Origin of the sequence: Mesorhizobium sp. ANAO-SY3R2 (assembly GCF_042466635.1) — a bacterium.
Lineage (GTDB): Bacteria > Pseudomonadota > Alphaproteobacteria > Rhizobiales > Rhizobiaceae > Aminobacter.
The window spans coordinates 1,077,623-1,104,621 of record NZ_CP159955.1; the positions used below are offsets into that span (position 1 = coordinate 1,077,623).

24 protein-coding genes are annotated in these 26,999 nt (G+C 63.6%); 16 read left to right on the forward strand and 8 right to left on the reverse strand.

The window, feature by feature from the left end; genetic code table 11:
• Nucleotides 1-39: 39 nt before the first annotated feature.
• The 3 genes from ABSY17_RS09905 (at nucleotide 40) to ABSY17_RS09915 (ending at nucleotide 4,589) form a co-directional block, all read left to right on the forward strand.
• Nucleotides 40-1,074, forward strand: coding sequence for an ABC transporter permease (locus tag ABSY17_RS09905; protein WP_378949828.1), 1,035 nt, complete (start codon nucleotides 40-42; stop codon nucleotides 1,072-1,074).
• Between the two features lie 10 nt (nucleotides 1,075-1,084).
• Nucleotides 1,085-2,242, forward strand: a complete 1,158-nt coding sequence (locus tag ABSY17_RS09910; protein ID WP_378949829.1) for an ABC transporter permease — start codon at nucleotides 1,085-1,087, stop codon at nucleotides 2,240-2,242.
• Between the two features lie 226 nt (nucleotides 2,243-2,468).
• Complete coding sequence (locus ABSY17_RS09915; RefSeq protein ID WP_378949831.1) at nucleotides 2,469-4,589, forward strand: dipeptide ABC transporter ATP-binding protein; 2,121 nt, start codon at nucleotides 2,469-2,471, stop codon at nucleotides 4,587-4,589.
• A gap of 1,107 nt (nucleotides 4,590-5,696) precedes the next feature.
• Here the strand turns inward: ABSY17_RS09915 and ABSY17_RS09920 are convergent.
• Nucleotides 5,697-6,473: a VOC family protein gene (locus ABSY17_RS09920; protein WP_378949833.1), complete on the reverse strand. Its 777-nt coding sequence runs from the start codon at nucleotides 6,471-6,473 to the stop codon at nucleotides 5,697-5,699.
• A gap of 245 nt (nucleotides 6,474-6,718) precedes the next feature.
• Between ABSY17_RS09920 and ABSY17_RS09925 the strand changes: the two genes are divergently transcribed.
• The 5 genes from ABSY17_RS09925 to ABSY17_RS09945 all read left to right on the forward strand — a co-directional run bounded on the left by ABSY17_RS09925 (nucleotide 6,719) and on the right by ABSY17_RS09945 (nucleotide 10,912).
• Entirely contained in the window at nucleotides 6,719-8,071 is a 1,353-nt protein-coding gene (locus ABSY17_RS09925) for an NAD(P)-dependent oxidoreductase (protein ID WP_378949835.1), read from the forward strand.
• Nucleotides 8,072-8,082: 11 nt separating this feature from the next.
• Nucleotides 8,083-9,396: an NAD-dependent dihydropyrimidine dehydrogenase subunit PreA gene (gene preA / locus ABSY17_RS09930; RefSeq protein ID WP_378949837.1), complete on the forward strand. Its 1,314-nt coding sequence runs from the start codon at nucleotides 8,083-8,085 to the stop codon at nucleotides 9,394-9,396.
• Nucleotides 9,397-9,496: 100 nt separating this feature from the next.
• Nucleotides 9,497-10,024, forward strand: coding sequence for an RrF2 family transcriptional regulator (locus tag ABSY17_RS09935; protein ID WP_378949838.1), 528 nt, complete (start codon nucleotides 9,497-9,499; stop codon nucleotides 10,022-10,024).
• Nucleotides 10,021-10,479 (forward strand): carboxymuconolactone decarboxylase family protein, encoded by a 459-nt coding sequence (locus ABSY17_RS09940; protein WP_378949839.1) that lies wholly within the window; start codon nucleotides 10,021-10,023, stop codon nucleotides 10,477-10,479. The genes ABSY17_RS09935 and ABSY17_RS09940 overlap by 4 nt, the downstream gene beginning before the upstream one ends.
• Nucleotides 10,480-10,555: 76 nt before the next feature.
• Nucleotides 10,556-10,912: a DoxX family protein gene (locus tag ABSY17_RS09945; RefSeq protein ID WP_378949841.1), complete on the forward strand. Its 357-nt coding sequence runs from the start codon at nucleotides 10,556-10,558 to the stop codon at nucleotides 10,910-10,912.
• 26 nt (nucleotides 10,913-10,938) lie between these two features.
• On the opposite strand, the gene ABSY17_RS09950 is transcribed toward ABSY17_RS09945, so the two are convergent.
• Nucleotides 10,939-11,571 (reverse strand): TetR family transcriptional regulator C-terminal domain-containing protein, encoded by a 633-nt coding sequence (locus ABSY17_RS09950; protein WP_378952563.1) that lies wholly within the window; start codon nucleotides 11,569-11,571, stop codon nucleotides 10,939-10,941.
• 238 nt (nucleotides 11,572-11,809) lie between these two features.
• On the opposite strand from ABSY17_RS09950, the gene ABSY17_RS09955 reads away from it, so the two are divergent.
• The 8 genes from ABSY17_RS09955 (at nucleotide 11,810) to ABSY17_RS09990 (ending at nucleotide 20,753) form a co-directional block, all read left to right on the forward strand.
• Nucleotides 11,810-13,138 carry an aspartate aminotransferase family protein gene (locus tag ABSY17_RS09955; RefSeq protein WP_378949843.1) on the forward strand — a complete coding sequence of 443 codons (1,329 nt, stop codon included), beginning with the start codon at nucleotides 11,810-11,812 and terminating at the stop codon, nucleotides 13,136-13,138.
• A gap of 205 nt (nucleotides 13,139-13,343) precedes the next feature.
• Nucleotides 13,344-14,594: a Zn-dependent hydrolase gene (locus ABSY17_RS09960; RefSeq protein WP_378949845.1), complete on the forward strand. Its 1,251-nt coding sequence runs from the start codon at nucleotides 13,344-13,346 to the stop codon at nucleotides 14,592-14,594.
• Between the two features lie 154 nt (nucleotides 14,595-14,748).
• Entirely contained in the window at nucleotides 14,749-16,200 is a 1,452-nt protein-coding gene (gene hydA, locus ABSY17_RS09965; protein WP_378949847.1) for a dihydropyrimidinase, read from the forward strand.
• Nucleotides 16,201-16,380: 180 nt separating this feature from the next.
• Nucleotides 16,381-17,202: an ABC transporter ATP-binding protein gene (locus ABSY17_RS09970; protein WP_378949849.1), complete on the forward strand. Its 822-nt coding sequence runs from the start codon at nucleotides 16,381-16,383 to the stop codon at nucleotides 17,200-17,202.
• Nucleotides 17,192-17,719 carry an endonuclease domain-containing protein gene (locus ABSY17_RS09975; RefSeq protein ID WP_378949851.1) on the forward strand — a complete coding sequence of 176 codons (528 nt, stop codon included), beginning with the start codon at nucleotides 17,192-17,194 and terminating at the stop codon, nucleotides 17,717-17,719. Before ABSY17_RS09970 ends, ABSY17_RS09975 begins: the two co-directional genes overlap by 11 nt.
• Nucleotides 17,719-18,597 carry an ABC transporter permease gene (locus ABSY17_RS09980; protein ID WP_378949853.1) on the forward strand — a complete coding sequence of 293 codons (879 nt, stop codon included), beginning with the start codon at nucleotides 17,719-17,721 and terminating at the stop codon, nucleotides 18,595-18,597. The genes ABSY17_RS09975 and ABSY17_RS09980 overlap by 1 nt, the downstream gene beginning before the upstream one ends.
• Complete coding sequence (locus tag ABSY17_RS09985; RefSeq protein WP_378949855.1) at nucleotides 18,594-19,730, forward strand: ABC transporter permease; 1,137 nt, start codon at nucleotides 18,594-18,596, stop codon at nucleotides 19,728-19,730. Before ABSY17_RS09980 ends, ABSY17_RS09985 begins: the two co-directional genes overlap by 4 nt.
• A gap of 51 nt (nucleotides 19,731-19,781) precedes the next feature.
• Complete coding sequence (locus ABSY17_RS09990; protein ID WP_378949857.1) at nucleotides 19,782-20,753, forward strand: ABC transporter substrate-binding protein; 972 nt, start codon at nucleotides 19,782-19,784, stop codon at nucleotides 20,751-20,753.
• Nucleotides 20,754-20,848: 95 nt separating this feature from the next.
• Here ABSY17_RS09990 and ABSY17_RS09995 read toward each other — a convergent pair whose 3' ends face one another.
• The 6 genes from ABSY17_RS09995 to ABSY17_RS10020 all read right to left on the reverse strand — a co-directional run bounded on the left by ABSY17_RS09995 (nucleotide 20,849) and on the right by ABSY17_RS10020 (nucleotide 26,913).
• Nucleotides 20,849-21,142 carry a DUF6966 domain-containing protein gene (locus ABSY17_RS09995; protein WP_378949859.1) on the reverse strand — a complete coding sequence of 98 codons (294 nt, stop codon included), beginning with the start codon at nucleotides 21,140-21,142 and terminating at the stop codon, nucleotides 20,849-20,851.
• Nucleotides 21,143-21,148: 6 nt separating this feature from the next.
• On the reverse strand, nucleotides 21,149-22,837 hold the full coding sequence (locus ABSY17_RS10000) for an ArnT family glycosyltransferase (protein ID WP_378949861.1): 1,689 nt from the start codon (nucleotides 22,835-22,837) through the stop codon (nucleotides 21,149-21,151).
• An 8-nt stretch (nucleotides 22,838-22,845) separates the two neighbouring features.
• Nucleotides 22,846-23,175 (reverse strand): lipid-A-disaccharide synthase N-terminal domain-containing protein, encoded by a 330-nt coding sequence (locus tag ABSY17_RS10005; protein ID WP_378949863.1) that lies wholly within the window; start codon nucleotides 23,173-23,175, stop codon nucleotides 22,846-22,848.
• Entirely contained in the window at nucleotides 23,172-23,888 is a 717-nt protein-coding gene (locus ABSY17_RS10010) for a glycosyltransferase family 2 protein (protein ID WP_378949865.1), read from the reverse strand. Before ABSY17_RS10010 ends, ABSY17_RS10005 begins: the two co-directional genes overlap by 4 nt.
• Before the next feature lie 203 nt (nucleotides 23,889-24,091).
• A complete protein-coding gene (locus ABSY17_RS10015; protein ID WP_378949867.1) occupies nucleotides 24,092-25,741 on the reverse strand; it encodes a thiamine pyrophosphate-binding protein in 1,650 nt (549 codons plus the stop codon).
• Nucleotides 25,738-26,913, reverse strand: coding sequence for a CaiB/BaiF CoA transferase family protein (locus tag ABSY17_RS10020; RefSeq protein ID WP_378949869.1), 1,176 nt, complete (start codon nucleotides 26,911-26,913; stop codon nucleotides 25,738-25,740). The genes ABSY17_RS10015 and ABSY17_RS10020 overlap by 4 nt, the downstream gene beginning before the upstream one ends.
• Between the last annotated feature and the right edge of the window lie 86 nt (nucleotides 26,914-26,999).

The window sequence follows — 26,999 nt, forward strand, 5'->3', positions numbered from 1 at the left end:
TCGCTACGGCCCCCCAATCCGCCAAGGCAGGGGACGACAATGCTATCCTTCATAATGCGCCGGCTGGGCACCATGGCACTGACCATGCTGTGCTTGACGCTCGTGGTGTTTTTCCTCATCAACCTCGAGCCCAACCTCAAGAAGCTGGCGATCAGCCAGACTGAGATGCGCACCACCGCCGACCAGCTCGAAAGCTGGCTGCAGCGCAATGGCTACCGGCAGAACTTCTTCATCCGCTACGGCCAATGGCTTGGCGTCGTCCAGAAGCAACCCAATATCGACCCGGCCACCGGCCAGGCGGTGCCGCGTTTCCGCTTCTGCAACGAGCCCGCCGTGCCGACCTATTCCGGCATTCTGCAAGGCGATTTCGGCTGCTCGACCAAGTTCAAGACGCCGGTCGCGACAAAACTGTTCCCGGCACTCGGCGCCACCGGCATCCTGATGTTCTGGGTGCTGGCGACGATGGTGCCGATCGCGCTGCTCATCGGCATCCTCGCCGGCATGCGCGAGGGCTCGCGCACCGACCGGACGCTGTCGGTCGCCTCGATCGCCACCACCGCCACACCCGAATATGTCTCGGGCGTCATCTTCACCGTCATCTTCGCCTCGTGGCTCGGCTGGCTCAACGGTTCGGCGGCCTCGGCCAGCCAGGGCATCACCTTCTACAACTTCACCCTGCCGGTGATGACGCTTGCCATCTACGGCATCGGCTACATCGCCCGCATGACGCGCGCCTCGATGGTCGAGGTGATGACCCAGCAATATATCCGCACCGCCCGGCTCAAGGGGCTGAGCTTCTCCGGCGTCGTCGTCAAGCACGCGCTGCGCAACGCGCTGATCGCACCGTTTACCGTCATCATGCTGCAGTTTCCCTGGCTGCTCACCGGGGTCGTCATCGTCGAGGTCATGTTCCGCTACCAGGGGTTCGGTTACACGCTGGTCGAGGCCGCCGGCAACAACGACATCGACCTTCTGCTCGGCTGTTCGCTGGTCTCGGTGTTCATCGTGCTGATCACCCAGCTGATATCAGATGTCGGCTACGCCTACCTCAATCCACGCATCAGGGTTCAATAGGGAGCGCGCCATGCAGGTCGAATACATCGGCGCCTTCCAGATCGTTCTCGGCGTGCTCGCCCGCTTTTGGCCGGTGTGGGCCGCGCTCGCCATCGTGCTTGTCGCCAGCTTCAACTTCCGCAAGCGCCTTGGCCTCTACGGCCAGCTCTACGATTCCGGCATTGGCATCGCAGGCGTTTTCATCTGCTTGTTCTGGCTGTTCACCGCCATCTTCGCCGCCCGCATCGCGCCCTTCGATCCGCTCGCCCAGATCCCGATCATGAAGGACGCACTGCCCGGCGCCATCGAGCCGGCTTCGGCCAAGGTCTATCTCTTCGGCGGCGACAAGCTCGCCCGCGACGTGTTCTCGCGCATGGTCTTCGGCAGCCAGATCGTGCTGATCATCGCGCCCGCGGCAACCGCCTTTGCCCTAATGGTCGGCATCACGCTCGGCCTGCCGGCCGGCTACTATGGCGGGCGCATCGACGCCCTCCTGTCGTTCCTCGCCAACCTGGTGCTGGCTTTCCCGGTGATCCTGCTGTTCTACCTGCTGGTCACGCCCGGCATCATGGACACGCCGATCCCCTATGCCATGGCGGGGGTGTTCTTCCTGTTTCCGATCATCTTCTTTTCGGTGCTGTTCTACAGCCGCTTCAAGACCCGGCCCGAGCGCCTCTATCTCCTGCTAGGCCTGACGCTGGTCTTCGGCGGCTGGGTCTATGCCGGCCTCGTCTTCAACGCCGACCCGCTCGGCATCATTTCGATCGACCCTAACCAGCTCAACATCTTCGTCGCCGTCGTCTTCGCCTCCAGCCCCGGCGTATTTCGCATCGTCCGCGGGCTCACCATGGACATCAAGACGCGCGACTATGTCGCCGCCGCCCAGACACGCGGCGAAACACCCTGGTATATCATGCTGTGGGAAATCCTGCCCAATGCGCGTGGGCCCCTCATCGTCGACGCCTGCCTGCGCATCGGCTACACTACCATCCTGCTCGGCACGCTCGGCTATTTCGGCCTCGGGCTGGCGCCCGAAAGCCCCGACTGGGGCACGGCGATCAAGGACGCCAGCCGGCTCCTGCGTTCTTTCATCCACCCCGCGCTGCCGCCGACGATCGCGCTGATGTCCTTCGTGCTCGGCCTCAACCTGCTTGCCGATGCGTTGCGCGAACAATCGATGAAGGATTGAGTGGACAGACGATGCTGGCCGGGATTCGCACCTTCGCACCCCCCTCTGTCCTGCCGGACATCTCCCCCTCAAGGGGGGAGATTGGCGGCTTCGACGCCTCGCCTTCATTTTGCAGCGTTGGCGGTTTGCCAAGACGGTGGCGACAGCTGATCTCCCCCCTTGAGGGGGAGATGTCCGGCAGGACAGAGGGGGGTGGGACAGAGTGCTACCTGGAAAGGAGACCGCAATGAACGAGGTCGTCGCCAATCCAACCCAGCCCATCCTCGAGATCGAGAACCTCTCCATCTCCTTCTTCACCCGCGCCGGCGAGATCCCGGCGGTGATGGATTTCTCCTGCACCGTCATGCCCGGCGAGGCGATGGGCATCGTCGGCGAGAGCGGCTGCGGCAAGTCGACCGTGTCGCTCGGTATCATGCGCGACCTCTCCAATATCGGCAGGATCGTCGGCGGTAGGATAAAATTCCAGGGCCGGGACATGGGCGACATGTCCGAGGAGGAATTGCGCGCCATCCGCGGCAACAAGATCGCCATGATCTACCAGGAGCCGATGGCGAGCCTCAATCCGGCCATGAAGGTGGGGCGGCAGCTCATGGAAGTGCCCATGATCCACGACAAGGTGTCGAAGGACGAAGCCTACAGGCGCGCGCTCGACATGGTCCGCGCCGTCAAGCTGCCCGACCCCGAGCGCATGATGAAGTCCTTTCCGCACCAGCTTTCGGGCGGGCAGCAGCAGCGCATCGTCATTGCCATGGCGCTTTTGTCGAAGCCCGCGCTGCTGTTGCTCGACGAGCCAACGACGGCGCTCGACGTCACCGTCGAGGCCGGCATCGTGCAGTTGGTCAAGGGGCTTGGCAAGCAGTTCGGCACCTCGATGATCTTCGTGTCGCATAATCTCGGCCTCATCCTCGAGACCTGCGACCGCATCACGGTCATGTATTCGGGCGAGGCGGTCGAGACCGGCTCGATCGCTGACGTCTTCGACCGCATGCGCCACCCCTATACGCAAGGGCTGTTCCGTTCGATCCCGCTGCCCGGCGCCGACAAGAATTCGCGGCCCCTGGTCGCCATCCCCGGCCAGTTCCCCTTGCCGCACCAGCGCCCCAAGGGCTGCAACTTCGGCCCGCGCTGCCACCATTTCGTCGAGGGCCTTTGCAACGCCGGTGAAATCCCGATGGTCCCGGTCGCCGGGCATGACGGCCATTTCAGCCGCTGCGTCCGCTTCAACGAGATCGACTGGGCGGCCTTGCCGCCCGGCGCGGGCAACAAGCACGTCCCGGTCGAGCCCGGTGCCCCGGTGCTCAAGATCGACGACCTCAGGAAGTATTACCGCGTCGGCGGCGGCGAGGTGTTCGGCGGCGAGGGCAGGGTGGTCAAGGCCAACGAGACCATCAGCTTTACGGCGCGCGAATCCGAGACGGTCGCCATCGTCGGCGAAAGCGGCTGCGGCAAGTCCACGCTGGCCAAGGTGCTGCTCGGGCTGGAGACCGCAAGCTCCGGCAAGGTGCTGCTCGCCGACAGGGAGATCCAGTCGACCGGCATCGAGGATCGCGACGTTGACACCGTCTCGTCGATCCAGATGGTGTTCCAGAACCCGTTCGACACGCTGAATCCGAGCCATTCGGTCGGCTCGCAGATCATCCGCACGCTGGAAAAATTCAAGGTCGGCCGCAACGCCGCCGAGCGCAAGCAACGGATGCTCGAACTGCTCGACCTCGTCAAGCTGCCCCGCGCTTTCGCCGAGCGCATGCCGCGCCAGCTGTCGGGCGGGCAGAAGCAGCGCATCGGCGTCGCCCGCGCCTTTGCCGGCAATGCCCGCGTCGTGGTCGCCGACGAGCCGGTCTCCGCGCTCGACGTCTCCGTCCAGGCTGCGGTCACCGAGCTCCTGATGGACATCCAGCGCAAGTCGAAGACGACGATGCTGTTCATCAGTCACGACCTCTCGGTGGTGCGTTACATCGCCGACCGTGTCGTGGTCATGTATCTTGGGCACATCGTCGAGCAGGGCACCACCGACCAGATATTCTCGCCGCCCTACCACCCCTATACGGAGGCGCTTCTGTCGGCGATCCCGATCGCCGACACGTCGGTGGTGAAAAAGCACGTCGTGCTCGAGGGCGACATCCCCTCGGCGATGAACCCGCCGTCCGGCTGCCCGTTCCAGACCCGCTGCCCCTACAAGAGCCAGGTGCCGAACAGTCTCTGCGAAACCCAGGTGCCGCCGATGCGCGACATGGGCGACGGCCACCAAATCAAGTGCCATTTGCCGGCGAGTACATTCGAAGCCATGGAGCCGGTCATCAGTCTGGGCAAGGGCGCAGGCGCGCACGACATCGCGCCTGGGGAGTAGGGCGGGGAGAATTTCTCCACGGACGTGCGGATATTGCAGGGCACGACCGCGTGCACATATCCCGTTCGCCGGGACTGATGTGTCGTTCCCCGCGTTCTGCACTCTTGCGGAGCTTCGTCATCACGGCATGGATTCCCGACACTCTCCGCTCGTTTCACTCGCTCACGAGGTCGGGAATGACGAGGTTCCTATGCCGCGCCCGCCAACCGGGACCATACTCCCGCCAATCGCCATCGCAGAGGCAATCGCCGTCCCAAAGACAGTCGCCATCGCAGAGACAGTCGCCATCGCAGAGGCAATCGTCATCACAGAGGCAATCGTCATCGCAGAGATGAGCAGATTCGCTGCCTCAACTGCTATCCCCGCCCAATTGCCATCGGATGAGATTGGCGGGGGCGCGCTTCGCAATCCGTCATTCCCGACCTCGTGAGCGAGTGAAACGAGCGGAGAGTGTCGGGAATCCATGCCGTGATCGTCGAGCCGCCGCTGCGGTCCAGAACCAGATCCCGAAACTGTCAGCATCTGTCACCAATTCGCGTGGAAAAACGCCCTCGTTTTTCCACACCCCGAAAACCTCCCGTACCATGATCGGGCGATCTTCCACGGGACCCCGGCTGCGCACCGGGCATCGGGGGGAAGCGCCGGTGCCGGGCTGGTGGGAGGTCGGTTCTCCTGCTGGGTGTTTCCCCCCCCAAGCCCGGGCCTTGCGGCGGCTGGCGGCGGAAATGCCGAGGCGATTGAGCGGGGCAAGCAACCGGGCGGGGCGCGAACGTCGCGCCACAAAGAATACTATCGGAAGGCACGGCCTCGCGCCCCGCTTCCCAAGTTCTTTGACAATAGCCAGACCGGAAACGGGGCGTGGCAGTGAAGAATCTTGGCGCAAACCTAGGCGCCGTCATCCCGGAAACCGGAGCGAAGCGCAGGTTATCCGGGACCCATTGACTGGATCATCATGGAGCGCGGCCGGGCGCTCGCCTTGGCGTAGGCGGTGCGTAGCGAGAACCCGGCCGTGCCGGTCAATGGGTCCCGGGTCTCGCTACGCTCGTCCGGGATGACAGCCGCAGCGGACGGCTCCCTTGCACGGAAGGCGGCGTACCACCGCCGCGCCTACCGCACCGGCGCCAGCAAGGCGAAATGGGCGCCCTGCGGGTCCTCGCATTGCACGATCCACTGGCCGCCGGGCACCTCCATCGGCCCCATCAGCACCTTGCCGCCATGGTCGGTCACGCGCTTGGCGGCGGCGTCGATCGCAGCCACGTTGAAGTAGAATTGCCAGGCCGGCGCCGGCATCTGCTCGGGCTTGTTCATCATGCCCCCGATCATGCCTGCGCCGGCGTTGAACAGCTGGTAGATGCCCATCTGCCCCATGTCGAATTGCTCGTCCTTGCCCCAGCCGAACTGGCCGGAATAGAAGTCGAGGGCCTTCTGCCAGTCGGTCGCATAGAGCTCGTGCCAGCCGACATGCCCAAGCGTATCCAGCGGCACCGCCGGCTGGTCGGGTCCATCAGGCTGCAGCAGCATGAAGACCGCTCCCTGCGGATCGGCGACGACGGCAAACCGCCCGACGCTCGGGATGTCGGCAGGCGCCCTGTGAACGATACCGCCGGCCTTGGTCAGCGACGCCACCGAGGCGTCGACGTCCCTGCTGTGGATGTAGCCGATCCAGGCGGGCGGCATGCCCATCTTCCTGGCCTCCTCCGGGAGGTTCATCAGGCCGCCGACGCCGCGGTTGCCTGCATTGACGATGACGTATCTGGGCATGCCGGGCGTCTTGTCGAAGGGCTCGGCGCGCCAGCCCACGACGGCGGTGTAGAAGGCCTCGGCGGCGTCGAGATCGGTGGTCATCAGCTCATACCAGAAGAAGGACTGCGGGGTGTTCGGCATGTCTGTCTCCCTTGCGTTTCCTGCCGGCCTAGCGCGGCAGGACCATCATAGGACGGAGACCCGGACGAAATTCCGACAACGGGTCAAAATTTACTGCAGTGCAGCAAGTAAATGAAGAAAATCATGACAATAAAAGTCATATTATTTTTGCGCATTTTCAAGCACTTAGCTTGAAAATTGACCAATTGATAAAAAAACAGAAAGTGCTACGCTTCCTCAAAACTAGAATAAATTGGGGAACTGGAATGGCAGAAGGTCTTTTCAAGGAAGGCATCGTCGGCGGCCGCCTTGCGCCAGAGCAATACGCCGAGAATTTTTCGGATCTGCACCCGCCACTCGACCATCACGAGGCGCTGGTCGAGGCTGATCGCTGCTATTTCTGCTACGATGCACCCTGCATGCAGGCATGTCCGACCTCCATCGACATCCCGATGTTCATCCGCCAGATCGCGACCGGAAACCCGCTCGGTTCGGCCAAGACCATCTTCGACCAGAACATCCTTGGCGGCATGTGCGCCCGCGTCTGCCCAACCGAGACGCTGTGCGAGGAGGTCTGCGTTCGCGAGGTCGCGGAGGGCAAGCCGGTGCAGATCGGCCGCTTGCAGCGCTACGCCACTGATGTGGCGATGGAAGAGGGCAAGCAGTTCTATGCCCGCGCAAAGTCGACCGGCAAGAAGGTCGCCGTCATCGGCGCCGGCCCGGCCGGTCTCGCCGCAGCCCACCGGCTTGCTCGCCATGGCCATGACGTGACCATCCTCGAGGCGCGGCCCAAGGCCGGCGGCCTCAACGAATACGGTATCGCCGCCTACAAGAGCACCGACGATTTCGCCCAGGCCGAGGTCGACTACGTCACATCGATCGGCGGCATTGCGACCGAAAACGGCAAGGCGCTTGGCCGCGACTACCATCTCGCCGATCTCACGGCGTCCTATGATGCGGTGTTCCTCGGCCTCGGGCTTGCTGGCGTCAACGCCCTGCGCGCCGAAGGCGAGGATGCGGACGGCGTGTCCAATGCCGTCGACTTCATCTCGACCCTGCGCCAGGCGAGTGACCTTGCGAGCCTGCCTGTGGGACGCCGCGTCGTCGTCATTGGCGGCGGCATGACGGCGGTGGACGCCGCCGTGCAGTCCAAGCTGCTCGGCGCCGAGGAGGTGACGATCTGCTACCGCCGCGGCCAGGAGCACATGAACGCCTCCCAGTTCGAGCAGGACCTCGCCGCCGCAAACGGCGTCGTCATCCGCCACTGGCTGCAGCCGAAGAAGGTCATTTCCGAAGGCGGCAAGGTGCTCGCCATCGAGCTCGAATACACCGCCATGAAGGGCGACAAGCTCACCGGGACCGGCGAGATCGTGCGGCTCGCCGCCGATCAGGTGTTCAAGGCAATCGGCCAGAGTTTCGAGCCGGCAGCACTCAATGGCAGCGGCGCTTCGATCGCCATGGAGGGCGGCCGCATCAAGGTCGACGAGGAGGGGCGGACATCGCTCAAGAAGGTCTGGGCCGGCGGCGACTGCATCGCCGGGGGTGACGACCTGACCGTCTCGGCCGTGGCGCAAGGGCGCGACGCGGCGGAATCCATCAACCGCGCCCTGGTCGGCTGAGGGAGGATAAGATGGCAGACATCCGCAACAATTTCGTCGGCATCAAGTCGCCCAACCCATTCTGGCTGGCGTCCGCGCCGCCCACCGACAAGGCCTACAATGTCGAACGCGCCTTCAAGGCGGGCTGGGGCGGCGTGGTGTGGAAGACCCTGGGCGAGGAAGGCCCGCCGGTCGTCAACGTCAACGGCCCGCGCTACGGCGCGATCTGGGGTGCGGATCGGCGGCTGCTCGGCCTCAACAACATCGAGCTGATCACCGACCGCGACCTGCAGACCAACCTGCGCGAGATGAAGCAGGTCAAGATGAACTGGCCGGACCGGGCGCTGATCGCTTCGATCATGGTACCGTGCGAGGAGAACGCCTGGAAGGCAATTCTGCCGCTGGTGGAAGAAACCGGCGCCGACGGTATCGAGCTCAATTTCGGCTGTCCGCATGGCATGTCTGAACGCGGCATGGGTGCTGCGGTCGGCCAGGTGCCCGAATACATCGAGATGGTGGTGCGCTGGTGCAAGCAGTATACGCGCATGCCCGTCATCACCAAGCTGACGCCCAACATCACCGACATCCGCAAGCCGGCGCGCGCGGCTCATGCCGGCGGCACCGATGCGGTGTCGCTGATCAACACCATCAACTCGATCACTTCGGTCGATCTCGACAGCTTCTCGCCTGAACCGTCGATCGACGGCAAGGGCAGCCACGGCGGCTATTGCGGTCCGGCGGTGAAGCCGATCGCGCTCAACATGGTGGCCGAGATCGCTAGGGATCCCGAGACCCGCGGCCTGCCGATCTCGGGCATCGGCGGCATCACCACCTGGCGCGATGCCGCCGAGTTCTTGGCGCTTGGCGCGGGCAACGTCCAGGTCTGCACCGCAGCCATGACCTACGGCTTCAAGATCGTGCAGGAGATGATCGCCGGCCTCGAGAACTGGATGGACGAGAAGGGGCACAAGTCGCTGTCCGACGTCATCGGCCGTGCCACGCCCAACGTCACCGACTGGCAGTATCTCAACCTCAATTACATCGCCAAGGCGCATATCGACCAGGACGCCTGCATCAAGTGCGGTCGCTGCCACATCGCCTGCGAGGACACCTCGCACCAGGCGATCACCAGCATGGTTGATGGTGCGCGCCACTTCGAGGTGATCGAGGAGGAATGCGTCGGCTGCAACCTCTGCGTCAATGTCTGCCCGGTCCAGGGCTGCATCACCATGGAGCCGCTGGCCGTTGGCGCGATGGACAAGCGCACCGGCAAGCCGGTGTCGCCCAACTATGCGAACTGGACGACGCACCCGAACAATCCGATGGCCAAGGTGGCCGCAGAATAGGTCTCCTCCAGCAAGCGGCGCCTTCGGGCGCCGTCTTTTTGTGGCTATTGTGGATATAAATTATCCATGATAATTTGAGTCTACGATTGAGGAGATGGCGATGAAGCTCGGCGACGGCGTGGAAGCGGCGATCCATTGCGCAGCGATGCTGGCGGGCATCCAGGGCGACGGCACGATGCCGGGCAACGCGATGGCAGAGGCGTTCGGCCTTTCACCAAGCTATCTGCTCAAGCATCTCAAGGCGCTGACGGCGGCGAAGGTGCTGGAATCGGTGCCGGGACCGAGCGGTGGTTACCGGCTGGCGCGTTCGGCCGAGAATATCACGCTGCTGGACATCGTGCTGGCCATCGAAGGCAGGGAGCCGGCGTTTCGCTGTGGCGAAATACGTCAGAAGGGCAGCTATGCGCTCGAGCCTGCAGTCTATGTCAAACCCTGCGGCATCAATGTCGCCATGCTCAAGGCAGAGCGCGCCTATCGCGTCGCGCTCTCCGAGACGCGGCTGTCCGATATCGTCGCGGATTTCAACTCTGATACCGATCCGCGCATCGTGGCCGCCAGCTGCGCCTTTGTCGTGCAACACCAGCGTCCGCAGAAGACAAGAACCATCAACGAGAGGAATAAGCCATGAAGCCCAGGCTAAATTTCTACAACGCCGCGCCCGAGCTGACCAAGCATCTGGTCGCGCTCAACAAGGCGGTCAACGAATGCGGGCTCGAGCACGGCCTGCTTCATCTCATCAAGCTTCGCGCGTCGCAGATCAATGGCTGCTCCTATTGCGTCGACATGCACAGTCGTGAAGCCAAGCAGGACGGCGAGACCGAACAGCGCCTCTGGCTCGTCGCCGCCTGGAAGGAGTCGCCTCTCTTCACCGAGCGCGAGCGCATGGCCTTTGCCTGGACAGAGGCAGTGACCAACATCGCCGACGCTGGCGTGCCGGGTGAGCTCTACGCCGAAGCGCAAAAGCACTTCTCGGCGGAAGAACTGGTCAAGCTGACGGTTGCACTTGGCATGATCAACACCTGGAACCGGCTATGCGTGACGTTCCATGCCGTCCACCCGGTGGGCGAGGCCAAGGCTGCCTGACATCCAAAACAGCAATCAAAAATGCGGTGGCCATCCTCGGGCGATCGCTTGGGAGAGATTGATGCTTGAACCTTTGATGCTGGCCTTCGTCGGCCGCTTGCTTTTGGGAGGCGCGTTCGTTTTCGCCGGCCTGCGCAACATCGCAAATGCATCGCTGCTCTCAGCCATGATGGCCGCGCGTGGTGTACCTCAAGCCCGGCTATTCCTGTGGGTCGGCATCGTGCTTCAAATCGTTGCCGGCCTGATGCTGGTCGCAGGATTCCAGGTTCCATACGCGGCTGCGGCCTTGATTGCCTTCCTCATCGGCGGAACCCTGATATTCCACAATTTCTGGGATCATTCGGGCCCCGACCGTGCTGCACGCATCAATGGTGTGGTCAGCAACGTCGCCTTGGCTGGCAGCTTTCTGTTCCTGATCGCGGCCGGCCAATAGGGCACAGCGGCGGCTGCCAAGTTGATTCAGCCTTTCGGCCTAAGTCCTTCAACAAAAAGCTGTTCGAGGAAGCGGGCGGCATCCTCGAAGCGGCCTTCGCCGCCGCGGTCGGGGCCGAGCACGGCGCGCACCTGGACGTCGAAGTCGGCATAGTGCTGGGTCGTCGCCCAGATGGCGAAGATGAGGTGCCACGGGTCGGTTTTGGCGATCTTGCCTGATCGCATCCAGCCCTTGATGACTTCGACCTTCTCGTCGACCAAACTCTTCAGTTCGCCCTCCAGCATCGGCATGATGCGCGGTGCGCCCTGCAGGATCTCGTTGGCGAACAGCCGGCTTTCCCTCGGGAAATCACGCGCCATCTCGAGCTTGCGGCGGATGTAGCTCCTGAGCTCGGTCATCGGGTCGCCGATGTTGTCGAGCTCCTTCAGCGGGGCCAGCCAGGTTTCCAGCAGCCGGTGCATCAGCGTCTCGTGGATGTCCTCCTTGCGGCGGAAATAGTAGAGCAGGTTGGGCTTCGACATGCCGGCGGCCTCGGCGATCTGGTCGATGGTCGAACCCCTGAAACCGTTGGTCGAAAACACCTCGAGGGCCGCTTCGAGAATGACCTCGCGCTTTTCCTTCTGGATGCGTGTGTGGCTCCGGGGTGCCGAACCGTCCATGGTCATCGTGCCTCGCGACGCGGGAGGGAAGCAGGTGCAATCTGGACCAATCCGCTGGACCAGTTCTTGCCGACCTGTGGAGCGCGCCTCAGAAGCCGCATTTCCGCTAGTAATCCCTTGACCGCCAATGCGGCGGTGCTAACGTTTGTCCAATCGGTCAAAAAATTGCGTAACACAAAAGCGCACCGAAGACCAAGCGTTGGCCGTATTGAAACAGGGGAAGAAAGGGAGCTTGGTCATGTCGGACAGGCTAAAAGTTACGCCCAACGATCTCAACGCATTCTGGATGCCGTTTACTTCGAACCGGCAGTTCAAGCAGGCGCCGCGAATGATGGTGGCGGCCAAGGATATGCATTATACGGCCAGCGACGGCCGCAAGATTCTCGACGGGACCGCAGGCCTGTGGTGCGTCAACGCCGGTCACTGCCGGCCCAAGATTACCGAGGCGATCCAGCGCCAGGCCGCCGAGCTCGACTATGCGCCGGCGTTCCAGATGGGGCACCCCATCGTCTTTGAATTGGCCAACCGACTGGTCGATATCGCGCCTGAGGGCATGGACCATGTGTTCTTCACCAATTCCGGTTCGGAATCGGTTGAAACCGCACTCAAGATGGCGATCGCCTATCAGCGCGTGAAGGGTGAGGGCGCACGCACCCGCCTCATCGGCCGCGAGCGCGGATATCACGGCGTCAATTTCGGCGGTATCTCGGTCGGCGGCATCGTCACCAACCGCAAGATGTTCGGCACGCTTCTCGGCGGCGTCGATCACATGCCGCACACCCATCTGCCGGCCAAGAACGCCTTCACAAAGGGCGAACCGGAATATGGTGCTGAGCTTGCCGACGAGCTGGAGCGCATCGTCACCTTGCATGACGCCTCGACAATCGCGGCTGTCATCGTCGAGCCGGTCGCCGGCTCCACCGGTGTGCTGATCCCGCCGAAGGGCTATCTGCAGCGCCTGCGCGAGATCTGCACCAAGCACGGCATCCTGTTGATCTTCGATGAGGTCATCACCGGCTTCGGTCGTCTCGGCACGCCTTTCGCATCTGACTATTTTGGCGTCGTTCCCGACATCATGACCACGGCAAAGGGCGTCTCCAACGGCGTCATCCCGATGGGCGCGGTGTTCGTGAAGAAGGAAATCCACGACGCCTTCATGACCGGGCCTGAGCATCTGATCGAGTTCTTCCACGGCTACACCTATTCGGGCAATCCGATTGCGTCGGCTGCGGCACTGGCGACGCTCGACACCTACAAGGAAGAGGGGCTGCTGACCCGCGGTGCCGAGCTTGCGTCCTATTGGGAAGAAGCACTGCATTCGCTCAAGGGTGAGCCGCATGTCATCGACATCCGCAACATCGGCCTGATCGGCGCGATCGAGCTGCAGCCGATCGCCGGCAGCCCGAGCAAGCGCGCCTTCTCGGCCTTTGTGAAGGCGTTCGAACGCGGCGCGCTGATCCGCACCACCGGCGACATCATCGCGCTGTCGCCGCCGTTGATCATCACCAAGGGCCAGATCAACGAGCTGATCGATCACGTCCGCGAAGTGTTGAGGACGATCGACTGAAAGGGTCGGCGCGTCCCAGTGGATGTGCCGCACGCTAGAGCTTGATCCCGGCGGGCAGGCATGCTCTCCGGGGCTTGCTCCGACGAACAGGGGAGTCCCGTACCGTTTCAGGGCGGGACTTCCAGGCGAAAGCCGAACGAAGGAGATCCGGCGCCGGGAACCGCTGGGGTTTCCGGGCCGAACAAGAAAATGAGAGGACGATTCGATGGCCGCCCCCGGCGAAAATCTGCGAATCAATTCAGACCGTTTGTGGGATTCGCTGATGGAGATGGCGAAGATCGGTCCCGGCATTGCCGGCGGCAACAATCGCCAGACTCTGACCGATGAAGACGGCGAAGGCCGGCATTTGTTCAAGAAGTGGTGCGAGGCGGCCGGGCTCGAAATGGGCGTCGACGAGATGGGCACCATGTTTGCCCGCCGCGAAGGCACCGACCCAGAGGCATTGCCGGTTTATGTCGGCAGCCATCTCGACACCCAGCCGACCGGCGGCAAGTTCGACGGCGTGCTCGGCGTGCTCGGTGGTCTCGAGGTGATGCGCACGCTCAACGATCTCGGCATCAAGACCAAGCATCCCATCGTCGTCACCAACTGGACCAACGAGGAAGGCACGCGCTTTGCGCCCGCCATGCTGGCTTCGGGCGTGTTTGCCGGCGAGCTGGATCAGGACTGGGCCTACGACCGCAAGGACGCCAAGGGCAAGCGCTTCGGCGACGAGCTGGAACGCATCGGCTGGAAGGGCACCGAGAAGGTCGGCGCCCGCAAGATGAAGGCCTTCTTCGAACTGCATATCGAGCAGGGACCGATCCTCGAGGACGAGGACATCGAGATCGGCGTCGTTACCCACGGCCAGGGCCTGAAGTGGCTGCAGGTGACGCTGACCGGCATGGAGGCGCATACCGGCTCGACGCCGATGTACAAGCGCCGCAACGCCGGCCTCGGCATGGCGCGCGTGACCGAACTGGTGCACGAGATCGCGATGGACTACCAGCCCGACGCCGTCGGTGCGGTCGGCCACATGGAGGTCTATCCGAACTCGCGCAACATCATTGCCGGGCGCACGGTGTTCACCATCGACATCCGCTCGCCGGAGAAGGAAGTGCTCGACGCCATGGACACGCGCATCCGCGAGGGTGTGGCGACCATCTGCGAGGCGCTCGACATCTCCTTCGAGATCGAGCAGGTCGGTCATTTCGACCCCGTCGCCTTTGACAAGGACTGCGTGAAGGCCGTGCGCGATGCCGCCGAGCGGCTCGGCTACAGCCATCGCGACATCGTCTCGGGCGCCGGCCATGACGCCTGCTGGATCAACCGCGTGGCGCCGACAGCGATGGTGTTTTGCCCATGCGTCGACGGGCTGAGCCACAACGAGGACGAGGAAATCTATCCCGAATGGGCCGCCGCCGGATGCGACGTGCTGTTCCACGCGGTGGTGGAGACGGCGGAGATCGTTGAGTGAGTTTTTGGGCTCATACCCATGCGCATCTTGCCTCTCCCCATCTTGGGGAGGGGCTTTTTGCGTCGCACTGCCAGCGCGGGGTGTCGATCCTTACATGATTTGAACCAATGCCAAAGCGCTCGCAAAGAAGCGCGGCAACAATAGGGGAACTAAAATGACAAAAGTCATCAGAAACGGCACCATCGTGACGGCCGACCGGACGTGGAAGGCCGACGTGCTGATCCAGCATGGCAAGATCGTCGCCATTGGCGATAACCTGCATGGCGATCACGAGTTCGACGCCACCGGCTGCTACGTCATGCCAGGCGGCATCGACCCGCACACCCATCTCGAAATGCCCTTCATGGGCACCTATTCGGCCGACGATTTCGAGACCGGCACGCGCGCGGCCCTTTCCGGCGGCACGACGATGGTGGTCGATTTCTGCCTGCCGTCGCCCGGCCAGTCGCTGCTCGAAGCGCTGCAGATGTGGGACAACAAGACGTCGAAGGCCTGTTGCGACTTCTCCTTCCATATGGCGATCACCTGGTGGGGCGAGCAGGTGTTCAACGAGATGGCTGAGGTCGTCGACAAGGGCATCACCTCGTTCAAGCACTTCATGGCCTACAAGGGCGCGCTGATGGTCGACGACGACGAGATGTATTCGTCGTTCAAACGCTGCGCCGAGCTTGGCGCGCTGCCGCTGGTGCATGCCGAAAACGGCGACGTGGTTGCCCAGCTGTCGGCCAAGCTTCTGGCCGAGGGCAACAACGGGCCCGAGGCGCATGCCTATTCGCGGCCGCCGGAGGTCGAAGGCGAGGCAACCAACCGCGCCATCATGATCGCCGACATGGTGGGGGCACCGCTCTATGTCGTGCACACTTCCTGCGAGCAGTCGCATGAGGCAATCCGCCGGGCCCGCCAGAAGGGCATGCGCGTCTATGGCGAGCCGCTGATCCAGCATCTGGTGCTCGACGAGACCGAATATTTCGACAAGGACTGGGACCACGCGGCGCGCCGGGTGATGAGCCCGCCCTTCCGCAACAAGCTGCACCAGGACTCGCTGTGGGCCGGCCTGCAGGCCGGTTCGCTGCAGGTGGTGGCAACCGACCATTGCTCCTTCACGACCGAGCAGAAGCGCACCGGCGTTGGCGACTTCACCAAGATCCCCAACGGCACCGGCGGTCTCGAGGACCGCATGCCGGTGCTGTGGACCAAGGGCGTCAACACCGGCCGTCTGACGATGAACGAGTTCGTCGCGGTGACCTCGACCAACATCGCCAAGATCCTCAACATGTATCCGAAGAAGGGCGCAATCGTTGAGGGCGCGGATGCCGACATCGTCGTCTGGGATCCCAAGCGCAAGAAGACCATCTCGTCCAAGACCCAGCAGTCGATCATCGACTACAACGTCTTCGAGGGCATCGAAGTGACCGGCCTGCCGCGCTTCGTCTTCACCCGCGGCGAGCTGGCCATCCAGGGGGATGAGGTCAAGGCCAACCCCGGCCACGGCGAATTCGTGGCGCGCGAGCCGCATGCTGCGGTCAACCGGGCGCTGTCGCAGTGGAAGGAGATCACAGCACCCCGCAAGGTTGAGCGGACGGGCATTCCGGCGACGGGGGTTTGACCGGATGCGGCCTGCGCCTTCGCGCAGGCGGTTTTCCGGGTTTGGCAGCGCGGCCGCATCATGCGGCCGCGAGGCGATCGCAACAGCGGTTCGCTGCAGCTGCGCGGAAACCGAAGCTGACAATATGGACGCCTGCCTCATCTTCGGCGAGGATGGCATTATGTGGGGTAAAGCCGGGCGATGCTCATGACAGTCAATCAAGCCACGGCGACCAGCGTCGATCAGAGCGCCGTCGTCGAAGCCAGAAAGCTGGGGCTTACTTTCGAAACCAATGACGGCCCGGTCAGGGCGCTCACCGACGTCGACCTGACCATCAACAAGGGCGAGTTCGTTTCCTTCATCGGTCCTTCGGGTTGCGGCAAGACGACGTTTCTGCGCGTCATTGCCGACCTCGAAAAACCGACGGCCGGCACCATCTCGATCAACGGCATGACGCCGGAACAGGCGCGCGAGGCGCGCGCCTATGGCTATGTGTTCCAGGCGGCGGCACTGCTGCCGTGGCGGACGATCGAGCGCAATGTGGCGCTGCCGCTGGAGATCATCGGCCTCTCCAAAGCCGAGCAGCAGGAGCGCATCAAGCGCACGATGGATCTCGTCAATCTCTCGGGCTTCGAGAAGAAATACCCCTGGCAGCTGTCCGGCGGCATGCAGCAGCGCGCCTCGATTGCCCGCGCGCTGGCATTCGATGCCGATCTTCTGCTGATGGACGAGCCGTTCGGGGCGCTCGACGAGATTGTTCGCGACCACTTGAACGAGCAACTGTTGCAGCTGTGGCGGCGGACCAGCAAGACGATCTGCTTCGTCACACACTCGATCCCGGAAGCTGTGTATCTGTCGACGCGCATTGTCGTCATGTCACCCAGGCCGGGCCGGGTGACCGACGTGATCGAGTCGACGCTGCCGAAGGAGCGGCCGCTCGACATCCGCGAGAGCCCGGAATTCCTGGCGATCGCCGCCCGCGTCCGCGACGGCCTGAGGGCAGGGCACAGCTATGAGGATTGAGGCGAGGGGCGATCGGCAGTCTCCTCTCCCCAACGGGGAGAGGGTGGCCGCGAAGCGGACGGGTGAGGGGGCAATGTTCGACCCGACCAAACGGCGTGCCGGAGCAACGGCACGCGCCAGAAAGCTGAGGCTGGACGAAACCGAGGCGGAGTACCGCCTCTGGGGAGAACTGCGGGGGAGGCACCTCAACGGCTACAAGTTCGCTAGGCAGGTTCCTCTAGGGCCATATGTGGCCGATTTCGTCTGTCGTGACAGGCGACTGGTCGTCGAAATCGATGGCAGCCAGCACGCGGACTCCGCATCTGATGCGATCAGAACTGAGTGGTTGAATCGGCAGGGCTATTCGGTGCTGCGGTTCTGGAACAACGAGGTGCTGGCCGAACGCCAGACCGTTCTCGAGACGATCCTCGCGGTGCTGGAGGGGAAGATTTCTACCCCCTCACCCGACCTTCGCTTCGCTCCGGCCACCCTCTCCCCGTTGGGGAGAGGAGGTCGACAGTCGCCGGAGACCTGCTGATGGATCGTCTTCGAGACAAGATCATCCCCGTCGTCGCCATCCTCGCGGTGCTGGTGGCTATCTGGTACGTCGCGGCCGTGTTCATGAACGCGCCGTTCCAGCGCGATCTCGACCGGCGCGCCGGCGAGACGCCGACGACTGTGGAATTCATCGGCAAGACCCTGTCGCAGCCGAAGCCGACCCTGCCTGCGCCGCATCAGGTGGCGCAGAACTTCTTCGAAAACACGTTTCTCCGGAAGGTCACCAGCAATCGCAGCCTCGTCTACCATGCGTGGGTGACGCTGTCGTCGACGCTGCTGGGCTTTGCCTTCGGCACAGCACTCGGCATCCTGATTGCGGTCGGCATCGTCCATGTGCTGGCGCTCGACCGCTCGCTGATGCCGTGGATCATCGCCTCGCAGACCATACCCATCCTTGCGGTGGCGCCGATGATCATCGTGGTGCTGGCGGCGATCGGCATCACCGGGCTGATCCCCAAGGCGTTGATCTCGACCTACCTGTCGTTCTTCCCCGTTGCCGTCGGCATGGTGAAGGGCCTGCGCTCGCCCGAGATCATGCATCTCGACCTGATGCATACCTACAACGCCAGCGCTGCGCAGACCTTCTGGAAACTGCGCGTGCCGGCCTCGGTGCCGTTCCTGTTCGCCTCGATGAAGGTGGCGGTGGCGGCGAGTCTGGTCGGCGCCATCGTCGGCGAACTGCCTACGGGGGCGGTGGCAGGCATCGGCGCCAAGCTGCTCGCCGGCGCCTATTACAGCCAGACCATCGACATCTGGGCGGTGCTGGTCGCCGGCTCGATCGTCGCGGCATTGCTGGTGGTGGCGGTCGGCATCGTCGGTAAGCTGGTCGAACGGTCCATGGGCGGGAGGCCGGCATGACTTTTTCGAAACCGTCCTGGCAGGCGGCTGCCGCTCTGCTGCTCAGTCTTGCGGCGAGCGTCACCTTGCCGATGATCGCTGCGGGGACCTCGGAGCCTGCATCGGGCACCTATGCCGCCGCGATCATCGCGCTGCTGATTGCCGCCGCGATTGCGTCCTTCGCGAGACTGCTGTCGCCATTGGCGACGGCTGCAGTCCTGTTCGTCGGAGCCCATGGGGCTGCCTGGCTGCTGATCGCGAGCATCTCGGGCAACGAGGGCATGGCGCGGACGCCTTATTTCCTGCTGCTTGCCGCCGCATGGCTGCTCGCCTGGCGCTGCGTCGCCGTTTTGTCGGCGCTGCGGCCGAAGGCGCCGCAGGCCAAAACCTTTCTGCGCCTGCTGATCCCGGCGATCTTCGGCGCCTGGATCCTGATCCTGTGGGAAGCCGTGACCAGGGGGGCGGGCATCCCGTTCATCCTTCTGCCGCCGCCGAGTGCCGTGGCCGCCAAGCTTGCCAGTTCGGTGCCGATCCTGGCTGCCGACGTCTGGCAGACGATCTTCAAGGCGGTGCTGTTCGGCTATGTCGTCGGCTGCGGGGCAGGTTTCGTCGTGGCCATCCTCGCTGACCGCGTGGCGTTCCTGCGCCGGGGGCTTCTGCCTATCGGCAACATGGTGTCGGCGCTGCCGATCATCGGCGTGGCACCGATCATGGTGATGTGGTTCGGCTTCGACTGGCAGTCGAAGGCGGCTGTGGTCATCATCATGACCTTCTTCCCGATGCTGGTGAACACGGTCGCAGGGTTAGCCGCGTCCGGGCACATGGAGCGTGACCTGATGCGCACCTATGCCTCCAGCTACTGGCAGACGCTGTTCAAGCTCAGGCTGCCGGCGGCCATGCCGTTTATCTTCAACGCTCTGAAGATCAATTCGACGCTGGCGCTGATAGGCGCCATCGTCGCCGAGTTCTTCGGTACGCCGGTGGTCGGCATGGGCTTCCGCATCTCGACCGAGATCGGGCGCATGAATGTCGACATGGTCTGGGCAGAGATCGCTGTTGCGGCCCTCGCCGGTTCCGTCTTCTATGGCGTGGTCGCCCTGATCGAGAGGGCCACCACTTTCTGGCATCCGTCCGTCCGTGGTGGGCGGGCGTGACCTGAGCTCCTTGGGCGGGGCCGCGGTCCAACTTCAGAGGGAAATAAGAACATGAAAAGACTTATGGTTTCACTGATGGCCGGGGCGATGTCGCTGGCCGCCGCACAGGCGCTCGCGGCCGACAAGGTGGCGCTGCAGCTGAAATGGGTGACGCAGTCGCAATTCGGCGGCTACTACGTCGCCAAGGACAAGGGCTTTTACGAGGAGGAAGGCCTTGACGTCGAGATCAAGCCGGGCGGCCCCGACATCGCGCCCGAGCAGGTGATTGCCGGCGGCGGCGCCGACGTCATCGTCGACTGGATGGGCGGCGCGCTTGCAGCCCGCGACAAGGGCGTCAACCTCGTCAACATCGCCCAGCCTTACAAGAAGGCCGGCATGCAGCTGGTTTGCCCCAAGGACGGGCCGATCAAGTCGGAAGCCGATTTCAAGGGCCACACGCTCGGCGTCTGGTTCTTCGGCAACGAGTATCCGTTCTATGCATGGATGAACAAGCTCGGCCTTCCGACCGAAGGCGGCAAGGACGGCGTGACCGTTCTGAAGCAGAGCTTCGACGTGCAGCCGCTGATCCAGAAGCAGGCCGACTGCATCTCGGTCATGACCTACAACGAGTACTGGCAGCTGATCGACGCCGGCTACAAGCCGGAGGACCTGATCGTCTTCAACTACACCGCCATGGGCAACGACCTGCTCGAGGACGGCCTCTATGTGATGGAGGACAAGCTCAAGGATCCGGCCTTCGAAGACAAGATGGTCCGCTTCGTGCGCGCTTCGATGAAGGGCTGGAAATATGCCGTCGACAATCCCGACGAGGCAGCCGAGATCGTGGTCGAGAACGGCGGCCAGGACGAAAACCATCAGAAGCGCATGATGGGCGAAGTCGCCAAGCTGATCGACAATGCCGACGGCAAGCTGATCCCCGCCGCCTACGAGCGTACCGCCAAGGCGCTGCTCGACCAGAAGATCATCACCAAGGAGCCCTCGGGCGCCTGGACGTCGGCGATCACCGACAAGGCGATCAAGTAAGGCCTGGCTGACAGGTTTTTGGGAAGGGGGCGGGCGACCGCCCCTTTTCTTTTGCCCGTCGGTGGTGCGTCCTTCGTGGCTCGCCCCCTGTTGGCTCAGTCAATCTCACGCTTCAGCCGAGTTGCAAGGCCCCATGCGTTCGACCGCAATGTGTTGAGGCGTTCGTTCTCGGACACAAGCGGCAATCCGTCCTTGTGAAGTACAAGATCGTCCAGCGATCCCATGCCGCCAAAGAGGCCGAGAAGCTGTGTCAAGCCATGTGCATCAGTGCGGGCGACTGTGTCCGCGGCTCGCTTGACGCTGATTGACCAGATATCTTCGCCATTTCGTTCGAGCAGGCTCTCCAACTCGCGCATTGCATTGAGGAGAGCCTGAACTTCGGGAGCCATGCTGCGCTACTTCGCCAGCATATAGAACGTCAGCGCGCGCGCCTCGCCCTTGGAATAGTTCACGCCTTCGATGCTGCCGAGCTTCTTGAGTGCATCGGCGCCGCGGGGCACGGCGGCAAGGAAGCCCTTGGTCTCGTCGGCCGTGACGACCGCGATGGCGCACGCGGGGTCGGCGGCGAGCGCTTCCGCGGCACCCTTGCCGTTGGTCAACTTCGTCTCGGTGCCGGCAAGGAAGACCAGGCTCGGCTCGCCGTAGCCGGCGGAGACCAGCTTCGAGGTCGGGCAGGGCTTCAGCTTCTCGAAGCCTTCGGCGATCTCAGGGCTGAGCCACATGGCCTTGAGCGGCGGCAGGACCTTGATGGTCAGCACGCCAAAGGCGGCGGCTGCGGCAGCAGCTGCGAAGGCGATGCGTTTTACCGGATCCATGTCGTCGGGGGCGCCGATGCCGTATCTGGCGGCAATCAGGACCAGCACGGCGGCGAGCAGCCCCCACCAGGAGAAGTGACCCAGGAAATAGGGCGTGATGCCGAGAGCGATGGCAGCCAGGCCGATGCTGATGCCGAACATGCCGAAGGCGCAGGCGCGACGCAGCCACGACTGCCAGCGCGACAGCTTGATGCTCGCAGCCGATGGATCGGTGAGTGTCCAGGCCATCAGCAGGATCATCGCCGGATAGGCGGGTAGGGCGTAGTGCGGCAGCTTGGTCGGGATCAGCTCGATGGCGACCCAATAGGGCAGATACCAGGCCAGGCAGAACAGCAGGCGCGGATCCTGGCGGAACCGGCGCAGCGCCTTGAGCCCGCCCTCGAGCGCGACCAGCGCGAAGGGCCACATGAAGACGGAATAGGTCAGGAAATAATAGCCGGGCGGAAAGCCGTGCGATTCCTGGCCGGAGCCAACCTTGCTCAGGAGATCCTTTCCGACCGATTCCTGCCAGAATTCGGCGCCGGTCTTGAGCGTGATCAGGATCAGCCAAGGCGCGGCGACGAACAGCGTGACCAGCAGGCCGGTGAAGGGTCGGAGCTTGCGCAGCCAGGAGCGGTCGCGGTCGAAAAGGGCAAGGGCCGCGATGGTGAGCAGGCTGAGGAACGGAATGACCGGTCCCTTGATCAGCAGCGCCAGCCCTTGCGCGATCCAGAACAGCCAGTTGGCGCGGCCCTGCGGCTGGCCGTTCTTGTGGCCGAGATAGATCGCGGCAAGCGAGCCTTGGGCTAGGAGTGCCGTGGCCAGCAGCGTCGCATCGGTCTTGGCAATGCGCGCCTCGAAGCCTAGCATCAGGATGCCCATCAGGCCGAGCCCGGCGATCACGCCGGCGGTGCGGCCGAACATGCGGTCGCCGATGAAGGCGAGCGCCAGCACGGAGAACGTGCCTGCAAGCACCGAAACGAGGCGATAGACCCAGATCGGCGCTTCGCTGCCCTGGCCGCTGACGAGCACGGCTGCCGATTGCAGCCAGTAGATGCCGGCGGGCTTTTTGTAGCGCGGCACGTCCTGGAAGCGGATGTCGACATAGTCGCCGCTCTCGACCATCTGCTTGGTTGCCTGGACGAAGCGCGACTCGTCGCGGTCGGTTGGCGGCAGCGAGGCGATGCCGGGTGCGAACGCAAACAGGCACAGCAGCGCGAGCAGCAGATATGTGAGCGGCGACAATGCCTTGCGCTGCGTCTCTGAAATGTTGATTCCGGTAGCCTGCATGCCTGATATCACTCGGCGTCAGCCATGGCGGCGCGGCGCTCGTTGGCGATCAGCCAGAGATTGCGGATGTAGATGAACAGGCCCAGTCCCTGGCCGGCGATGAACACCGGGTCCTGCCGCTGGATGGCGTAGATCAGCAGCAGCGTGCCGCCGCCGAGCGAGAAGAACCAGAAGGCGATCGGCACGACGGAGCGCTTGGCGCGCTCTGAGGCGAGCCACTGCACCACGAAGCGCATTGTGAACAGGCCCTGCGCGACGAAGCCGAGCAAAATCCAGGCATCGAACTGGGCGACGAAGACGTCGTGCAGCCAGGTGCCGAGTTCGGAAATGAGGGTCACTGGCTCTGCTCCGTGATGGTGGGCACGACCCGGCGGCGGCGGCGCAGCCACCACACGCCGGTGAGGTCGAGGATGCCGCGCAGGCCGCGGTCGAGAATGCCGTAATTGGACTTGCCGTGGATGCGCGAGCGATCGACGACGTCGACATGGACGACGGCGCGGCCTTCGCGGATGACGAGTGCGGGGAGATAGCGATGCCAGCCGTCGAAATAGGGAAGCTGGCGGAACAGGTCGGTATGAACCGCCTTCAGGCCGCAGCCGGAATCGCGCGTGCCGTCGCGCAGGATGCGTTCGCGCAGGCCGTTGGCGAAGCGCGAGGACAGTTGCTTGAGCTTGGTGTCGGTGCGCTTGAGGCGCTGGCCGGCGGCGATGCCGACCGCGGGGCCGGCGGCCTTGAGCGCGTCGGCGAGCTTGGGCAGGTATGCCGGGTCGTTCTGGCCGTCGCCGTCCATCGTCACGACGATTGCGCCCTTGGCGGCGAACACACCGGAACGGACGGCAGCACTCTGGCCGGCTGAGCGGTCGTGCCTGATATGGCGCAGGCGACCGGCGGTTCGCGCGAGCTCGGCGATCACCTCCGGGGTGCGATCGGTCGAACCGTCGTCGACGACGATCACCTCGTAGTCGCGCCCGGCCATCGCGGCATGAACCTGGCCGATCAGGATGGCGAGGTTCTCGGCTTCGTTCTTGCACGGAATGACGATTGAAATCATCAGCTTGCCTGGAAAAAATGACAGACCATTGCGGGATTGAGCGGCCTGAATAGCATCAAAGCCGCTGATTTGCCACGCCCCTGCTGATTTCCCGCGCGGCAGGGCTCGCGCATCGGCCCGAAAATCGTCCGGGCCGATGGGCTGATCGGAAGTGTAGAGGGTCCATTGCGCATCCGAATGGACAGCCTCCTGAAAGCTCACATCTAGCGTTTGTTCCTGATGTCGCTGAGCGTGCGGGTTGGAGTGATCGCCTCGGGGTCGAGCTTGATCTCGATGATCGCCGGCTTGCCGCTGCTCCGTGCGCGTTCGAAAGCGGGCGCGAACTCGTCGGTTTCGCGCACCGTCTCGCCATGGCCGCCATAGGCGCGGGCAAGGGCCGCGAAGTCGGGGTTCTTGAGGTCGGTCGCCTCGACGCGGCCCGGATATTCGCGCTCCTGGTGCATGCGGATGGTGCCATAGGTGCCGTTGTTGACGACGATGACGATGATCGGCAGGCCGTATTGCACGGCGGTGGCGAATTCCTGGCCGTTCATCATGAAGCAGCCGTCGCCGGCGAAGGCGATGACCTCGCGCTCGGGGAACAAGCTCTTGGCTGCGACTGCCGCTGGCGTGCCGTAGCCCATCGAACCGGAGGTCGGCGCACCTTGCGTGGCGAAGCGGCGGAAGCGGTGGAAGCGATGCACCCAGGTGGCATAGTTGCCGGCACCGTTGGTAAGGATCGCGTCTTGCGGCAGCACCTTTTCCAGCCAGTTCATGATCGGGCCCATCTGCACTGCACCCGGACCGGTGAGCGGCGGCGTCGACCATTCGAGATAGGCGGCGTGCAGCGCCTTGGCGGTACCAGTCCAGGCAGGTGCGGAAGCGGGCCTGCGCTTGGCAAAAGCCTCGACGAAGGCCGCCGGCGAGGCGTTGATGGCGAGCGTCGGGCGATAAACACGGCCGAGCTCGTCGGCGTCGGCATGGACATGCACGAGCTTCTGGTCGGGATAGGGGCTCTTGAGCAGCGTGTAGTCGGAGGATGGCATCTCGCCGAAGCGGCCGCCGACCAGCAGCACGACGTCGGCTTCCTTGATCGCCTTGGCGAGCTTCGGGTTGACGCCGATGCCGACATCGCCGGCATAGTTCTCGTGCAGATGATCGAACAGCATCTGGCGGCGGAAGGAGACGCCGACCGGCAAAGCCCAAGTTTCGGAGATCTTCTGGATCCGCGCCACCGCCTCTTCATCCCAGCGCGTGCCGCCGAGGATGACGAAGGGGTTTTTCGCGCCGTTGAGCAGGGCTTCGAGTTTCGAAAGCTCTTCCTCGCCGGGACGGGTCTCGACCGGGGTGGCGGGCAGGGCCGCGGGTGCCTCGGCCTCGCTGGTCAGCATATCTTCGGGCAATGAGACGACGACCGGGCCGGGCCGGCCCGAGGTGGCGACGGAGAAAGCGCGGGTGACCAACTCGGGGATACGCGCGGCGTCATCGATCTCGACCACCCATTTGGCGATGTCGCCGAAGAAGGCGCGGTAATTGACCTCCTGGAAGGCCTCGCGCTCCTTGGTGTGGCTCGCCACCTGGCCGATGAAAAGGATCATCGGGATCGAATCCTGCATGGCGATGTGGACGCCGGCCGACGCATTGGTGGCGCCTGGACCACGGGTGACGAAGCAGATGCCTGGCTTGCCGGTGAGGCGGCCCTGGCAGTCGGCCATCATCGCGGCCCCACCCTCCTGGCGGCAGACGATGCTGCGAATTTTGGAATCATGCAGCGCGTCGAGCACTGCGAGATAGGACTCGCCGGGAACGCAATAGATGCGGTCGACCCCATTGGCCTCGAGCGCGTCGACGATCAGTTGTCCGCCAGTCTTCATTTCGCCTTCTTCTCCAGTTCGGCAAGAATTTCCGCGGTGTGTTCGCCCAGCCTGGGCGAGGGACGTTCGTAGACCAGTGGCGTTTCCGACATGACCATCGGCGCGCGTACCGACGGCAGCTTGTTGCCGTGGCCGTCATCGAGGTCCATGCGCATGCCGCGCGCAATCGCTTGCGGGTCGGCGAACATCTGGCCGATGGTGTTGATGGGGCTTGCCGGAACGCCCGCTGCTTCGAGCTTGGCCAGTAGTTCCTCCCGGCCGAGGTCGGCAAGGGCTGCTACGATCTTCTCGCGTAGCGATACGCGGTTCATCACGCGGGCGGAATTGGTGGCGTATTCGCCTTGCTGCGGCAGGTCGTTCAGGCCGACGATAGCGCAGAATTTCTGGAACTGGCCGTCATTGCCGACGGCGAGGATGAAGTGGCCATCGCGCACCGGCAGTACCTCGTAGGGCGCGATGTTCATATGCGCGTTGCCCATCTGTACCGGCGACTTGCCGGATACGAGATAGTTGAGGTTCTGGTTGCCGAGCACCGAGATCTGGGAATCAAACAGCGCCATGTCGATGTGCTGGCCCTGGCCGGTTGCTTCAGCGTGGCGGAGCGCTGCCTGGATGGCGATGACCGAATAGAGGCCGGTGAAGATGTCGGAGATGGCGACGCCCGCCTTCTGCGGCTCGCCGCCTGGCTCGCCGGTGATCGACATCATGCCAGACATGCCCTGGACGATGAAATCGTAGCCGGCGCGTGGTGCATAGGGACCCGTCTGGCCGAAGCCGGTGATCGAGCAATAGACGAGTTTTGGATTGATCTTCTTCAGGCTGTCGTAGTCGAGGCCGTATTTCTTGAGGCCGCCGAGCTTGAAGTTCTCGATGAACACGTCTGCGTCCGCGACCAGCTTGCGCACGGTCTCGGCACCCTCAGATGTCGAGAAGTCGAGTGCGATCGAGCGCTTGCCGCGATTGCAGGAATGGTAATAGGCGGCGGACAGGTTTTCGCCGTCATGGCCGGTCACGAAGGGCGGGCCCCATTTGCGCGTGTCGTCGCCGCCCTCAGGGTTCTCCACCTTGATGACGTCGGCACCGAGATCGGCAAGCAACTGCCCGGCCCAGGGGCCAGCGAGAATGCGGGCGAGTTCGATGACGCGGACGCCGTGAAGGGGAGGATTGCTCATGGGGCACCAGAGTTCATTTCAGTCGGGTCCCGATCTATCAGGACTCCTGAATTCCCGCCACCGCGTTGCAATGGGCCAGTCGCAGG

Coding starts and splice junctions, on each gene's coding strand:
- ABSY17_RS09905 (WP_378949828.1), top strand. CDS start 40: ATGCTATCCTTCATAATGCGCCGGCTGGGCACCATGGCACTGACCATG.
- ABSY17_RS09910 (WP_378949829.1), top strand. CDS start 1,085: ATGCAGGTCGAATACATCGGCGCCTTCCAGATCGTTCTCGGCGTGCTC.
- ABSY17_RS09915 (WP_378949831.1), top strand. CDS start 2,469: ATGAACGAGGTCGTCGCCAATCCAACCCAGCCCATCCTCGAGATCGAG.
- ABSY17_RS09920 (WP_378949833.1), bottom strand. CDS start 6,473: ATGCCGAACACCCCGCAGTCCTTCTTCTGGTATGAGCTGATGACCACC.
- ABSY17_RS09925 (WP_378949835.1), top strand. CDS start 6,719: ATGGCAGAAGGTCTTTTCAAGGAAGGCATCGTCGGCGGCCGCCTTGCG.
- preA (WP_378949837.1), top strand. CDS start 8,083: ATGGCAGACATCCGCAACAATTTCGTCGGCATCAAGTCGCCCAACCCA.
- ABSY17_RS09935 (WP_378949838.1), top strand. CDS start 9,497: ATGAAGCTCGGCGACGGCGTGGAAGCGGCGATCCATTGCGCAGCGATG.
- ABSY17_RS09940 (WP_378949839.1), top strand. CDS start 10,021: ATGAAGCCCAGGCTAAATTTCTACAACGCCGCGCCCGAGCTGACCAAG.
- ABSY17_RS09945 (WP_378949841.1), top strand. CDS start 10,556: ATGCTGGCCTTCGTCGGCCGCTTGCTTTTGGGAGGCGCGTTCGTTTTC.
- ABSY17_RS09950 (WP_378952563.1), bottom strand. CDS start 11,571: ATGGACGGTTCGGCACCCCGGAGCCACACACGCATCCAGAAGGAAAAG.
- ABSY17_RS09955 (WP_378949843.1), top strand. CDS start 11,810: ATGTCGGACAGGCTAAAAGTTACGCCCAACGATCTCAACGCATTCTGG.
- ABSY17_RS09960 (WP_378949845.1), top strand. CDS start 13,344: ATGGCCGCCCCCGGCGAAAATCTGCGAATCAATTCAGACCGTTTGTGG.
- hydA (WP_378949847.1), top strand. CDS start 14,749: ATGACAAAAGTCATCAGAAACGGCACCATCGTGACGGCCGACCGGACG.
- ABSY17_RS09970 (WP_378949849.1), top strand. CDS start 16,381: ATGCTCATGACAGTCAATCAAGCCACGGCGACCAGCGTCGATCAGAGC.
- ABSY17_RS09975 (WP_378949851.1), top strand. CDS start 17,192: ATGAGGATTGAGGCGAGGGGCGATCGGCAGTCTCCTCTCCCCAACGGG.
- ABSY17_RS09980 (WP_378949853.1), top strand. CDS start 17,719: ATGGATCGTCTTCGAGACAAGATCATCCCCGTCGTCGCCATCCTCGCG.
- ABSY17_RS09985 (WP_378949855.1), top strand. CDS start 18,594: ATGACTTTTTCGAAACCGTCCTGGCAGGCGGCTGCCGCTCTGCTGCTC.
- ABSY17_RS09990 (WP_378949857.1), top strand. CDS start 19,782: ATGAAAAGACTTATGGTTTCACTGATGGCCGGGGCGATGTCGCTGGCC.
- ABSY17_RS09995 (WP_378949859.1), bottom strand. CDS start 21,142: ATGGCTCCCGAAGTTCAGGCTCTCCTCAATGCAATGCGCGAGTTGGAG.
- ABSY17_RS10000 (WP_378949861.1), bottom strand. CDS start 22,837: ATGCAGGCTACCGGAATCAACATTTCAGAGACGCAGCGCAAGGCATTG.
- ABSY17_RS10010 (WP_378949865.1), bottom strand. CDS start 23,888: ATGATTTCAATCGTCATTCCGTGCAAGAACGAAGCCGAGAACCTCGCC.
- ABSY17_RS10015 (WP_378949867.1), bottom strand. CDS start 25,741: ATGAAGACTGGCGGACAACTGATCGTCGACGCGCTCGAGGCCAATGGG.
- ABSY17_RS10020 (WP_378949869.1), bottom strand. CDS start 26,913: ATGAGCAATCCTCCCCTTCACGGCGTCCGCGTCATCGAACTCGCCCGC.